Raw genomic sequence first — 14,682 nt, forward strand, 5'->3', positions numbered from 1 at the left:
AGCTAAGTACAAAACGAACCAACCATTCGTTACATCCGTGACATCCGTTGCAAGTTTTCTATATATAATTTAATTTATAATTTAACAACAGCACTCCACTATTATAAGCCTTTGAATCAACTAACGATAAATCAACCCCCTTTGTACTTTTCCCAAAAAGCCTAATACCACCACCAAATATTATAGGATTAAGCTTGATTATTAATTCATCAATCAATTCATTATCAAACAAAAAACCTGCAAAAGTTCCACCTCCACACAAATAAATATTGGTTCCCGGCGCCTTTTTCAATTCCTTGACAAATTCGACTTCGTTGCTATCTATAATTACAACCCGCTCATGAGCTTCGGCGCCGAAACGTAAAGTCTTAGAGAAAATATAGTGCTTCATGTGGGAGTAAACAGGTGAAGGTTGCCCAGGTTGAACACCATACTGGTAGCCAAACTCATACGTTGCTTTACCCATCAATACCGTATCGTAAGCTTTTAAACTCTCCAAATAATCATCAGCATGTTCTCCCTTTGCTAAAAACCCATCGACAGAACCATCGTCATGAGAAATATAATTATCAAGTGTAGTGGCAACATGATATATAAGCTTTCTCATAATACTCCCCCTTCAACTAATAAACTTGTACTCACAACAATCAGTTACTGGTAAATAGCCTATTTTGCGATAAATATGATTTGAAACAGGATTTGCTAAATCAGTAAACAAAAAGCAAAATTTACAACCCATATCTAAAAACTTCTGACTTAAATCAGCAACACAAGTAGTGGCATAACCTTTTTTGCGGTATTCTTTTGGCGTATACACAGGCCCAAGTCTTTTACCATTAGGTGTTGAGCCTGCACAGCAAACGAATGATACACTCACTTCATCCTGCCATATATAAATAGTGTTTTGCTTTATGTGGTTATCTATATATTGTGCATTGGTCATTCGCTCACCAAATACTTCAAGCTCAAAATCTTGGTTCCACTGAAGTAAAAGCGCGCGGTCATCTTCTTTCGCATTGCGTAAATAACCATTAGCTCTAACAATAGGTTGTACAGCTTGCAGTTCATGAATCCGCATTTGCATACCTAATTGGTAGGTTTGACCAGTAAGATTTTCCCACGTCTTTGCAAAAGCAATAACGGACGATGTTTGACCGCTAACTCCTGGTACTTGTAAGCTTTGAGTGTATAAGTCTTTAGCAAATATTTCTACGGCGCCTAAATCCAGACAAGACAGTACTAGCTTGTAAGGATGTGTCATTATTGCTACCGCTACAACTTGTTCTGCAACTTCCACAGATGCCAAGTAGGGGTTTGGTTGATATCTTTCTGGATTATGAACTAATGTATCACTGATACCTAAAAGTAAGCAATGTTGCGCTTCCTGGCTGATTAGGTAATCTTTTACTTGGTTATAAAATTGCTTTGCATTATAAAAACGATTTAATTTCATTTTGCTTACCTTATTTTTATCGCTTAGGTTAGGCGTCCCGCCTGACCGACTGCACAGGCGAGACGCCTATGCTACAAGATTTTATTAAAATTGTGATGCAACAAGTTTGACATCGGCATGTTTCCAAGTTGTTTCAAATTGTTGTTGTATTTCCTCTGCTTCTTTTGTTTTGCCCTGCATGTTTAGACTTTGTGCAAGTCCAAACAGTGACCAACTATTCTCAGGATAATGTTTTAAATCTTTGCGATACACTTTTTCTGCATCTGCTGGACAGTTCGCTGCCAGTAATACGGCGCCTAACAAATGTCTGACTGGAGAGTACCAAGTTGCAGGTTCGTCGTAATTTAGTTTGTCTTCTAATGCGACACCTCGGTTCAAGTGGTCAATTGCTTTGATATAATCACCTTGTTTCGCAGCAATTTCGCCTGCTAGTGCTTGCGATGCAATTTGCATTAAATTAGCCGCAGAGTTGATATTCCAAATTGTTACTTTTTCTAAGGAAGGGTACTCTGCTATTTTTCTCAACTCTTCTAATTCTTGGGTTGCTTGTTGAAGTTCTGATTTTGTAGTAATTTGGTGATGGTAGGCGCCGAGATTTCTTAATAAAGGTGCCGTTTGTTGTGTCTCAGGACTGGGGCTTGAATTATTTGCTATTGCTATGGGTGTTTTTATGAAGGTTCCATAAAATAATACAATACTGATAAGTGCAGTCAAAATATATATAATTTTTCTTTTCATTAAATTACACTCTTGATTTTTGAGAAGTTTTGATTTTTGTAATTGTCATACTAAATGGAGGCGGGCAGGGATGCCCGCTCCACAAGAAGATTGAAGAATTCATTTTTGGATTACTAAATTCGCCACTTCTAATATTAAGTTGAAGGGTGTTGCAGCCGCACGACGACAATGACTAAAACCTGCTTCAGACATGACTTGAACTAGTCTCTCTTCTCCTGCTTGGTTACCTAGTCCTAATCCAACTTACATGAGATTAAATAGAATTGTATGCATCCTATGTCTTGTGGAACGGGCATTGCAAGCCCCGTTCTAGATTTAGGGACAGGCGAGGACGCCTATCCCACAAGAGAATATTTTCAAACTTTGCTTTCTTTTGAAAGCTTCAATGGTAAAGGTAAACCAGTTGCCTCTAAAATCTCCTGTACTGGGCAAGAACGTGTTGCACTTCTAAGATACTGCCCATCATTAACCGGAGGAACCACCTTCATTTTGTGAGGAATGCTGTAGTAACGGTGAGTTTGTTTAGTTCGCTCTCGTTCTTGAATGCTTTCATTCGCAATTTTCTTTCGCAGTTTAATAATTGCATCAAGTACAGCTTCTGGTCTGGGTGGGCATCCTGGTATATAAACGTCAACAGGAATTAACTTATCTACTCCACGTACTGCACTGGGTGAATCTACACTAAACATCCCACCTGTAATAGTACAGGCGCCCATTGCAATTACATACTTAGGTTCAGGCATTTGTTCGTAAAGTCGCACCAAGTTAGGTGCATACTTCATAGTTATAGTACCTGCGGTAATAAGTAAATCTGCTTGCCTTGGAGTCGCACGTGGAATCATTCCATACCGTTCCATATCAAAGCGAGAAGCATAAGCTGCCATAAATTCCATAAAGCAGCAAGCTGTACCGAACATCATTGGATACAAACTAGACATTTTTGCCCAGTTGTAAAGGTCATCTAATGTAGTAAGAATGATGTTCTCAGAGAGTTGTTGCGTAACTTCAGGATGTTGAGCAGGATTAATAATTGTATCTGTCATAGCTAGAGTCCCCCGATTCATTTATATTTTGAATATTGAGTATGTTTTGCAATCAGAAAATGCCTGTTCCGCATTTACTGACTACAGTATGTAATCAAGTAGTTTCGGACGCTAGTAAAGATAAAGGTTTTAAGGTGCTAACTTAAGATGGCAGAATTAATTTAAAGTCAACGACCCCAGTCTAGAAAATATATAAAATGTGAAGGAATTCTTGAAGTGGCAATCAAAGCTAGTAAAATTAGCTTGAAACACTATGAACGCCTTCTGTCCTATGGAAGCCTCTAAGCAAAGACGTAGACGTGGTGTGATACTTAGCCTCCAGGGATGGAAAAAACTGACTGAGGCTAAACACCAAGTTGAGATTTTGGATACTGATGGCACCAGGTTGACTTTAGAAGAACTAAGCGTGCGGACTCAACTTGCTCCTTTTACTGTTTCCAAAGTGATGGCAAGGGAAGAAGGAGTAGATAAGCAAACCTTAGAATGTTTTTTCAGAGCTTTTGGGCTAAATTTAACCCAAAGCGACTATGCAAAAGTAGGAGAAAGTACTTCTCACCCTCTCACTCTCTCACCCTCCCACCCTCTCACAGACTGGGGTGAAGCAGTAGACGTTGCAATATTTTTTGGACGCGCACACGAGCTTGCACTTTTAGAGAACTGGATTGGTAATGATAATCGTTTAATTTTGCTGCTGGGAATGGGAGGAATTGGTAAGACCTCTCTATCTATTAAGTTAGGGCAACATATCCAAGAGGAATTTGAGTTTGTAATTTGGCGCAGTCTTCGCAATAGTCCTAGTTTGGGAGAAATGCTAGCCAGTCTACTTTTGTTTTTTGCCAACTCAAAACCCGTTAATTTGTCAGAGAATATCAGCGAGCGTTTAACACAAGTTATGGCACATTTGCGTGAGCATCGCTGCTTGGTGATTTTAGACAACGTAGAATCTATTTTAGCGGACGGCGCCCGTTCAGGTCATTATCAAGTATCTTATGAGAATTATGGAGAATTTTTCAAGCTGCTAGGAGAAACGAGCCATAGTAGCTGTGTTGTGTTAACGAGTCGGGAAAAACCCCAGGAAGTTGCAACGCTTGAAGGTGATACTCTACCAGTTAAAACATTACAATTAACTGGTTTACAAGAAAATGCAGCCCTTGAATTAGTAAGAAGCAAAAGTGTTTTTTATGGTTCAGATGCCGAATGGCAAGATTTAATACAGCATTATGCAGGTAATCCTTTAGCCTTAAAAATTATTGCAACGACTATTCAAGAACTATTTAACGGTGATATAAAAGAATTTCTTGCCCAAGGTACAAAAGTATTTGGTACTATTTACGACTTACTATCACAGCAATTTCAGCGTCTCTCTGTTCTCGAAAAAGACTTGATGTACTGGATTTGTATTAACCGAGAACCAGTAACTTTAGCCGAATTGCGCGCGGATTTAGTATTACCTGTATCACCAATGAAGCTTTTAGAAGCTTTAGAGTCTTTAAGTAGAAGAAATTTAATAGAAAAAACATCACTTCCCCATACTTCAGTACAATTTACTCTTCAACCTGTAGTAATGGAATTTGTAACAGAACAACTGATAGAACAAATATCTTTGGAACTCGTAGAGACGCGATATATCGCGTCTCTACACTCAGCACGACTCACTCAGCACTCATCACTTATTAACAGTCATGCTATCATTAAAGCCACAGCAAAAGATTATATTCGTCTTGCTCAAACAAAATTAATTCTCCAACCTGTAATTGAGCAATTACTTTTAAAACTAAGAACGAAAGAGTCAATAGTAACTCAACTAGTTAGGGTCGGTTCAGATATATCTGGCAACCCAACTGAGCCAGGTTATGCAATTGGGAATATTATTAACTTGTTGCACAACTTACAAGTAGATTTGACAGGTTATGATTTTTCTTATTTAACTATCTGGCAAGCATATTTACAAGATACACCTTTAAAACAAGTTAATTTTACAGGCGCCGACTTATCCAAATCGGTATTTGCCAAAACTTTTTCAACAGCAATGTCAGCAGTGTTTAGTCCAGATGGTAAAATTTTGGCAACAGGTCATAGTGAGGGTTCTATTTCATTGTGGGATAGTGCTAGCGGTCAACATCTAATTAAATTACAAGGGCATTTTGCTCCAATATGGTGTATTAACTTTAGCCCAGATGGTAAAATACTAGCTACTGGCGCCGATGATAAAGTAATTAAACTGTGGGATATAAGTACAGGTGATTTAAAAATACTAAAAACTCTGGAAGGGTATAAAAACGGAGTTTTCTCAATCGTATTTAGCCATGATGGCAAAACATTAATTAGTAGTAGCACAGATAATTCTGTGAGAGTCTGGGATATTGACACTGGGCAATCCACGATAAAAATTTTACAAGAGAATCAAGTCAATCCAGTATCAATAACTTTTGCAGCACTAAGTCCAGATGGTTCTATAATTGCCACTTGCGGTAAAAGTAATGATATTACCCTATGGGAACTAAAAACAGGTAATTGTATAAAAACTTTGCAAGGACATAACGACTGGGTTATGTGGGTAGCATTCAGCACGCATGGGTTACTTGCTAGTAGCAGTTTAGACTCGACTATTAGACTTTGGGATATAAACGAAGGTACTTGTATTGGAGTTTTGCAAGGACATACCAATGGAGTATTAAGAGCCATATTTGTTGGTGATGGAAATATCCTCGCTAGTTCGAGTATCGACCGCACAATTCGTCTCTGGGATATTACTACCTTTGAATGTATCAAAACTTTGTATGGACATACAAATTCCATTAATACTATCGCTGTTAATTCTCAAGGAACTTTGCTTGCTAGTGGTGGTGATGATTTCTCGGTAAAGTTATGGAGTATCTTAAATGGAGAATGTGTAAGAAGTTTCAAAGCCAGAATTAACTGGGTTGGCGCCATTGCTTTTCATCCAAGTAGTACAATTATTGCTAGTGGCAATGAAGATTGTATCGTTAGACTTTGGAATTTAGATGGAAGGCGCCGCGATTTAATTGGACATACCGATTTTATTTTTTCAGTAGCGTTTAGTCCAGATGGTCGTAGCTTAGTTAGTGGTAGCGCTGACCAAACTATAAGATTGTGGAATATAGAAACAGGTAATTGCACTAAAATATTGCGGGGACATTCAGGGATGGTGACAGGAGTTGCCGTTAGTCCAGATGGTCGAGTTATAGCGAGCAGCAGCTACGACCGTACTGTTAAACTTTGGGATATAGTAACAGGTCAACTTTTGCATACTTTTCCAGAACACATTGCTATGTCTGTAACTTTTAGCCCTGATGGCAAAACTTTAGCAGCAGGTAGCTTTGATGATACTGTTAGAATTTGGGATTTAGAAACTTTTCTATGTTGTTTAACTTTAAAAGGACACAGCTATTGGATTTGGCGCCTTAACTTTAGTCCAGATGGTAGTACTATTGTTACTGGGTGTAGTTCCGACCGCACAATTAGGCTATGGAACGCTAGCACAGGTGAATGTATACATATACTCTCAGCACATCAAGATTGGATATGGGCAACTATTTTTAGTCCCGATGGTAAAACCCTTGCTAGTTGTAGTAGTGATGGCGCCATTAAATTTTGGGATGTAACAACAGGTGACTGTATGAAAACTTTGGAAGTAGCAGCAAATACCTGGGTTATGTCTCTAGCTTTCAGTCCGGACGGTCGGATGTTAATTAGTGGAGATACAAATGCTGTTATTCAAGTTTGGGACACAAAAACATTTGAACGTATTCAAACTTTAAAAGCAGAGCGACTTTATGAAGGAATGAATATTTTTGGCGCCACAGGTTTAACAGAAGCGCAAAAACAAACTTTGTTAGCCCTTGGAGCAGTTGAGAAGCCCTTACATAAATTAATCTTATAGAAAATTGTTATGCCTATAGCCAAAGTTCAAAGAAATTACTGATTCAGGTTTATCAAGGCAATTGCTAAAATTTCCCTAAGTGAGGTAGTAGCGCTTTGACATGGTGACGAAAGCGGAGGGCAGGAGGCGAAAGACAAAAGGAGCTTGCAATTGGTGGTGGTACATATCTACCCTATCTTGCGTCACTTTTGCCCTTTGCTTCGTACTTCTAGCTTCTAGCTATAATTACGCTGCTTCCTCCTTGAAAGTTAACCACTTAATACACTAATGGAATCTCACAAGACGGCACTTATTCTAATTGGATATCAAAATGATTATTTTTCCCCAAATGGAATTCTCTATGGAGTAATCGAAGAATCATCCAAGGTTACAAACGTCATAGCCAACACAGTCCATCTTCTTCAATGTCTTGCTTCTACGGCTGCATTGATTATCACAACTCCAATATTCTTTACATCTAACTATGAAGAATTAATCGATCCGATTGGCATTCTTAACACGATTAAAGAAGTAAATGCTTTTCAGATGGGAACTCCAGGTTCAGAAACAATTGAAGAATTATACCCCTTTAAAGACAGAATTATGGAGGTGCCTGGTAAGCGAGGATTTAATGCGTTCATCAACACTAACCTTGATGAAATTCTCAAAGAAAAAAGGATTACAGATGTTGTGCTAGCAGGTGCTGTTACATCCATATGTATTGACTCTACTGGGCGCTCTGCTCATGAAAAGGGCTACCGCGTAATAATTCTCTCAGATTGTACTTCAGCTCGTACTGTCTTTGAACAAGGTTTTTACTGTAGTAGTATTTTTCCGCTCTACGCAGAAGTCATGACTCACACAGAATTATTGAGCCATTTAGCTTCTTCAGTTCCTGTGTAACTAATAAATATACTTTAAAACAATTTTTTAATGAAAATTATTAGTTTTAATTCAGCATGATAATATATTAAAACAGCTGGCTATATTTTTATGAAATCCGATTTTTTAGCTGATAATGAGCTGCACACGCAGATTCAATACCGTTTAATAGAACAAATTTCTGAGTCAGAAAAACGTTATCGAGAGTTAGTTGAAAATCTACGTGAAATTGTATTTAAGTGTGATAAGGTAGGAAATATTATACTTCTGAATAAAGCTTGGACACTAACTTTAGGGTATAGTACATCCGAATGCTTGAATCACCCAATAGATGACTATCTTCATGCTGAAGATCGGCAGCTTTGGCTAAACTTTTTAACTCAAATGCATACTAAACAGGATCTTGCCTGTTGGGAATTACGATTTCATCATAAAAGTACAGAAATTATTTGGTTAGAATTATCAGCTCGTTCTGAAGCTCATGGAGAAATAAGTGGCTCTTTAACAAACATCACCGATCGTAAACGAGCGCAAGGAGCGTTGAAAGAAGCAAACGAAGCGTTACAAATGCGAATTGAGCAGCTGCGCTTTGAAAACCAGGAACGCAAACAAACAGAAGCAACACTTTTACACTCAAGAGAGCAGTTGAGGCTACAAACCCAACAATTAGAAGCAACTTTACAAGAACTTAAACAGACCCAAGCGAAACTGCTACATGCGGAAAAAATGTCAAGTTTAGGGCAGTTAGTTGCTGGCATTGCTCATGAAATTAACAACCCTGTCAATTTTATTAACGGCAATATAAGTCATGCGAATGATTATATCGAAAACTTACTGGATTTAATCCGTCTGTATCAGCAGCACTATCCCAAACCAGTAAAGGATATTCAGGACAAGATACATAAGATAGATATGGATTTTCTGCTGGCTGACCTGCCCAGACTCTTGTCTTCTATGCAGATGGGGGCAGATCGAATTAGTGCAATCGTGCTATCACTTCGCAATTTCTCTCGTTTAGATGAGGCAGAGGTTAAAGCTGTTGATATCCATGAAGGAATTGACAGTACTTTAATGATTTTACAAAGCCGTCTTAAGGTTGAGAAAGACTGCAACCCTATTCAAGTTATTAAAGAGTACAGCGAATTGCCACAAGTAGAGTGCTATGCAGGGCAATTAAATCAGGTGTTTATGAACTTGCTGACCAATGCCATCGATGCTGTTGTGTCTCGCTGTAAAAGCGAATATAAGGAAAAAATTCAGCATCAGATAGTTTCACAGGTTCCGGAGGACATAATTTTGTTTGTGCCCATAATTCGGATTCATACGGAAGTTGTTGGCGAACTTTATGTGGCAATTCGGATTGTTGACAATGGTATTGGTATGGATGAAATAACCAGAAAGCGAATATTTGACCCATTTTTTACTACGAAACCGATTGGTAAAGGGACAGGTTTGGGTCTTTCCATCAGCTATCAAATAATTGTGGAAAAGCATGGAGGAGTATTGGAGTGTTCATCAGAGTTAGGCAAAGGAACAGAGTTTTTAATTCATCTGCCAATTTCGCTTTTACACTAAAAACTTATTAGATTTGGCAGAAAGATTTAGTTTAGTAATGGTTATTGAGTGAGGAGATAAAGCAATGACACAATACCATATGGGAATAAATTTAGGGCATGAGCGCTCAGTCGCAATCGTTAAAGATGGTGAAATAGTAGTTGCCATTGAACAAGAACGGCTAGACCGCCATAAATATAGCCCTGGTTATATGCTCCATGCGCCTGGTGTAGCAGCACAAATGCAGATTCCGGCAGAAGCCATGCGTTACTGTTTAGACTCCTGCAATATTACCTTAAGCGATTTGGCAACAATTACCGCCAATATGCCTGGTCACGATTGTGCGCCTGATATTTTGCGCCGAGTACTACCTGCTGAGATTGTACATAAGGTGATGCGAATTCCTAGTCATCACTTGGCTCATGCCTATTCTGCATACTGGCCTTCGGGATTTGATAATGCGTTAATCTTGGCAGTAGATGCTACAGGTACTACAACTCCTGCCCATTACACTGAATCTTATACTCTCTATGAAGGATGGGGGCAGACAATTACTACGCTACATAGTGAAATGGTTGCATCTCACTTAGCGCAACTCTCAACCCTCGGTTTTGTTTATGAGTACATCACCCGTAAAGCAGGGTTTGTCACCCAAGTGGGTGAGCGAATTCAGCACGCGGAAGCAGGGAAACTCATGGGTTTAGCCCCTTTTGGCACAGAGCAACCTAACTGGCATCGTTGGATTCAAACAACAGAAGATTCTTTTAGCCTCAAAATTTCTGCCTACGATATCTTCTTGGAAGTCGCTGCCCTGTCCAAGTGTTATGATGATGGGGAAGGTAAACCCTACCTACGTCCTTATTTAGTTGACCTAGCCTATAAAGTACAAAAAGAGCTAGAACAAGCATTGCTACATATTGTCAATTTGGCTATTAAACGTACTGGGCTGAGAAAACTTTGCGTAGCCGGTGGTGTGGGCTTGAACTCTGTTGCTAATTACGAATTGTTGCGGCAGCTCAAATTGGACGATATTTTTATTTTCCCAGCAGCAGGCGATAGTGGAATTGCCGCTGGTTGTGCGCTATGGGCATATAATACAGTAGGCGCCGGACAAAAGCGAGTTGCCTTAACTCAGGCAACTCTGGGTCGTCATTACGATGGAGATCAAGTTAATCAGGCAATTCAACACTTTCAAGACTCCATAGTTATTGAGCAGTTGACGACAGATGAAATGATTGCTCGAACTGCTCGAGTTTTAGCACAAGGTAGTATTGTAGCTCGGTTTGAAGGTGGTACGGAGTATGGCCCGCGAGCATTGGGACATCGCTCTATCATGGCTGACCCTACTTTTAAACGAATGAAAGATATCTTAAATCTTAGGGTAAAGTTCCGTGAAGCATTTCGTCCATTCGCGCCAGTCATCCCTCTAGAGGCTGTTTCCCAAGTATTTGAACAGGAAGTGGCGGCGCCTTTTATGCTGCTTGTATCGCCCATCAAAAATGAATATCACTCAAAGATTCCTGCTGTTACCCATGTGGATGGTACAGGGCGAGTGCAAACGGTTACAGAACAAGATAATCCATACTTTTACAGATTATGCTACAAACTAGTCGAAGAACGACAGGGACCGCCTGTATTGCTAAATACGAGCTTTAATGTAGCAGGACAACCAATTGTAGAGACACCATTGGAAGCGATCGCCACTTTCTTAGGAACCGATATTGATTATTTAGCAATTGAGAACGTCTGGATATCTAAGCGTCATGTCCCTGTTCGCAGTTATGAAGAACATTTGACGAAGGTTGGTGATGTTGTGCTACCACATGGACTTCCCCCAGGTGTGCCTAGTGTCACTGATTTAATGGCAAAGCTAGATCGGGCATTATTCTTTGGCCATACTGTTGGTTGTCCTTGGTCTAGTGAAGAGTTGCAACTCCTCTCTAATCAAGGCGCTCAATATAAAGAAACAAGTGTACTTTTCCCTAAGACTCCGTTTTATGCGAACTTGCAAACAAAGCTTTCTAGAGACGTAATTTTGCTACTAGACCCCCTCAGTAAATCTACTTTAGTAGATATTAAGCAACAAGTACCTCCCTCAACCTATTCTTTTGAAGAAGTTAAGCTGTTGTTAGCTGTTCTCAATGCGCCTGAAAGTTGGCTAGAACAAATGCGAATTAATCTTCGCCTGACTCACTTTGAATTTACACAACGGATTGAATGGGCAAATCAACAACTTCGCATTTATCGACTAGAGCCTTCTTACTCCTACATCAAACCATTGCCTGAAGATTCAGCATTACCCCCTACCTCAAACCAAACCTTTGCACCTTTTGAGAATGAAAACTTCTCAGTTCGACGTATTCTCAGAAAGTTCTATCAATTTTTACAGCAAGCAGGTTATAATGAAACTAATATCTGCAAGTTGCTAAATATTACTTCACAGCAACAAATTGAGCCGACATATCTCTACTATTACGAGCGCTATCAACTCCCTCAATCCACATTGGCAGATTTGATTCGTTTGTTCTTGCTGCGCGGCGCCTTTACAAAAGCCAAATTGCAAGAAATGTTTGGGAATGAATTATTGTCAACCCTATGTAACTTGGGTCTATTAATTCAGCGTGGTGAAGATTGGGTTTCACGAGTCGATTTATTTGCTGTTGCTGGGTTATATGTGGCTACAGATCATCGCTACATGATTCTTTCTGAAGATCAAATTGAGGAAGACGTTGTGATGTACGTAGGTATGGATAGTATGGGGCTGGTTTATACAGCTCCTCAATATCCAGCCAATCGAGTTTTAGATCTCTGCTGTGGTAGCGGTATTCAAAGTTTAGTAGCAAGCCGTTATACAAAAGAAGCTATCGGAGTTGATATTAACCCACGAGCAATTCGCTTTGCTCGGTTTAACGCTCAACTCAATGGTATATCTAATACTCACTTCTATTTAAGCGATCTCTACGAAACAGCTTTTGGCTACTTTGATACAATTCTAGCAAATCCTCCCTTTGTTCCCAGTCCTAGCCAGGAATGTCGCTTCCGCGATGGTGGCGTAACAGGTGAAGAAATTCTCGCTCAAATTATTACTGAGAGTACAAAGCACCTGGTGCCTAATGGCAAGCTATTTATTGTTTCGGATCTAGTAAACATTCAGCAGTATGAGTCTAAACTAGAGCAATGGTGGCAGGGAGGAGCGGCTTATAAGTTAGTACTGAGTACTGCCGATCGTAATGATATTCTGTTTTCAGTTCCCCACTGCCATACAGCTTTTAATCAAACCTGGCAACAATACAACATCGAATTAGATCAGTGGCTACAGAACTTTCATACTACTGGTTTACGTACAGTTAACTTTGGTTATATCTTGATTTGTCAAGTTGATAGTATTCGTACACGCTCTTATTATAGCCGCACAATCCACAACCCGAATCAGCCAATTCATCAGTATGTACAAGAATATTTCCAGCAACGGCAGTTACTAGAAGAACAGCAAATAAGCGATTGCTTTTTGGTTATGTCTCCTGATTTGCGATTTCGCCTAGAAATCAGTCCCACAACGGGAGAGCGCGAAATAGAATTATTTTCTCCCAATAATCCCTATTTTACAACTTACCAGATTAGCGAACAAATGTATCGTATGTTGCAAGATATCAATCACTCCCAACCTAAATGGCAAGCCTATGCAACTGCAATTAATCAAGATTGGCTCTATGAATTGATTTATAAGGGTATCCTTTACTTAACTCTTGAAGCTCCCGCAGTTAACCGGAATCGCCGATTGAAGAGTCCACCTCCCACAGAAGGATTAAAAATCGAAGAATTAGAAACCAAAACAACTCCAACCTGCATCTCGTCATATTTACGCTAATTGATCAAATATTGCGAGTCAATCTAGCGTGCCGCACGAAGTTGAAAGTTTTGGGAGCATGTAATAACTTTTGTATAACAATTAGTAAAGCTATAAATTGGGTAGGCGCCTTCTACAAGATAGTACGGTGCCGTTACTTATCTTGACATTGAGCGCTTCTTTATTTGGATAGGTATTGCTTCTCTCATTGCTGGTTTGCCAGTAATATTGTAGTAGTTAGCGGCGGCAACAGCAATGAGAGAATGTAAAATTTCAAACATTGAGGGAATTAATACACAGAGACAAGAAGAAAAGTTTATGGCGCCAATACTTTCTAGTACAGGCGCCGCTTGGAATAGCATTGTTGTTGAATACTGGCAGCTACAGGCACACGAGATACCCCCACAAACAACATCAGATTATATTATTAACCTGCACTTCCAACGCCCAGCTAGGGTAGAGTTAATGTGGGATGGGCAACTACTGAGCAAACGCTTTACATACGGCGAAATTACAATTATGCCTCCAGGTTTATTATGTTCTGGAGTATGTTATGATGCTTGTGACTTCCTGGTATTACGCCTTAAACAAGCATTTGTAACTCGCATTGCACAAGAGTTGAACTTAAAAGATATTGAGATTGTGCCGAGCTTAGGTGTAGTAAGTCCCCAAATTCAACACATTGGGTTAGCGCTGAAAGCAGAACTCGAATTTGGTTGTAAGTCTGGGCATCTTTACGGTGAATCATTAGCAACCGCACTTTCTAGTTATTTGCTACACCAGTATTCTACTTCTATCACTGTTGAGGATTTTAGTGGTGGTTTACCTAAATATAAGTTATCAAACGTACTCACATATATTAGTGACAATCTTGAACGTGACTTGACGCTAACGGAACTTAAGAACGTCGTACAAATGAGTACTTATCATTTTTCTCGTTTATTCAAGCAGTCAACTGGTCTTACTCCTCATCAATACGTAATTAATTGTAGAATCGAGCGAGCAAAGGTTTTACTAGCTCAAAAACAATTGTCAATAGCTGACATTGGTGAGTGCATAGGTTTCCGCAATCCTAGTCACTTCACGGCACTATTTCGGAAGCATACAACAATGACACCAAAAGTGTATAGAGAAAATCTTTAATTTTAAATTTTTTACGTTTATTCGTCTTATCTCAAACTCTAATCCAAATATTTTCGCAAATTTAGAATATTTATAGCAAGAATACAACATAATGCTAGGTAGACTTTTAGTAGATATAAGCGTATTATTAGTACAGATT

9 protein-coding genes are annotated in these 14,682 nt (G+C 39.3%); 5 read left to right on the top strand and 4 right to left on the bottom strand.

Going from position 1 to position 14,682, the window contains the following annotated elements:
• Positions 1–58: 58 nt before the first annotated feature.
• The 4 genes from DSM106972_RS43360 to nuoB all read right to left on the bottom strand — a co-directional run bounded on the left by DSM106972_RS43360 (position 59) and on the right by nuoB (position 3,234).
• Positions 59–607, bottom strand: a complete 549-nt coding sequence (locus DSM106972_RS43360; RefSeq protein WP_127086520.1) for a dihydrofolate reductase family protein — start codon at positions 605–607, stop codon at positions 59–61.
• 12 nt (positions 608–619) lie between these two features.
• Positions 620–1,453: a GNAT family N-acetyltransferase gene (locus DSM106972_RS43365; protein WP_127086521.1), complete on the bottom strand. Its 834-nt coding sequence runs from the start codon at positions 1,451–1,453 to the stop codon at positions 620–622.
• Positions 1,454–1,537: 84 nt separating this feature from the next.
• A complete protein-coding gene (locus tag DSM106972_RS43370; protein WP_127086522.1) occupies positions 1,538–2,191 on the bottom strand; it encodes a tetratricopeptide repeat protein in 654 nt (217 codons plus the stop codon).
• A 356-nt stretch (positions 2,192–2,547) separates the two neighbouring features.
• Positions 2,548–3,234, bottom strand: a complete 687-nt coding sequence (nuoB, locus tag DSM106972_RS43375; protein WP_127086523.1) for an NADH-quinone oxidoreductase subunit NuoB — start codon at positions 3,232–3,234, stop codon at positions 2,548–2,550.
• A gap of 271 nt (positions 3,235–3,505) precedes the next feature.
• Here nuoB and DSM106972_RS43380 point away from each other — a divergent pair, with 271 nt between their 5' ends.
• The 5 genes from DSM106972_RS43380 (at position 3,506) to DSM106972_RS43400 (ending at position 14,543) form a co-directional block, all read left to right on the top strand.
• Positions 3,506–7,138 carry an NB-ARC domain-containing protein gene (locus tag DSM106972_RS43380; RefSeq protein WP_127086524.1) on the top strand — a complete coding sequence of 1,211 codons (3,633 nt, stop codon included), beginning with the start codon at positions 3,506–3,508 and terminating at the stop codon, positions 7,136–7,138.
• A gap of 267 nt (positions 7,139–7,405) precedes the next feature.
• Entirely contained in the window at positions 7,406–8,020 is a 615-nt protein-coding gene (locus DSM106972_RS43385; protein ID WP_127086525.1) for a cysteine hydrolase family protein, read from the top strand.
• Positions 8,021–8,110: 90 nt separating this feature from the next.
• Positions 8,111–9,574, top strand: a complete 1,464-nt coding sequence (locus tag DSM106972_RS43390; protein ID WP_127086526.1) for a PAS domain-containing sensor histidine kinase — start codon at positions 8,111–8,113, stop codon at positions 9,572–9,574.
• Between the two features lie 64 nt (positions 9,575–9,638).
• Positions 9,639–13,421 (top strand): carbamoyltransferase C-terminal domain-containing protein, encoded by a 3,783-nt coding sequence (locus DSM106972_RS43395; protein WP_127086527.1) that lies wholly within the window; start codon positions 9,639–9,641, stop codon positions 13,419–13,421.
• Between the two features lie 234 nt (positions 13,422–13,655).
• Positions 13,656–14,543: a helix-turn-helix domain-containing protein gene (locus tag DSM106972_RS43400; RefSeq protein ID WP_127086528.1), complete on the top strand. Its 888-nt coding sequence runs from the start codon at positions 13,656–13,658 to the stop codon at positions 14,541–14,543.
• Positions 14,544–14,682 lie beyond the last annotated feature (139 nt).

The organism is Dulcicalothrix desertica PCC 7102 (assembly GCF_003991905.1).
In the GTDB taxonomy this organism is placed as follows: Bacteria; Cyanobacteriota; Cyanobacteriia; order Cyanobacteriales; family Nostocaceae; genus Dulcicalothrix; species Dulcicalothrix desertica.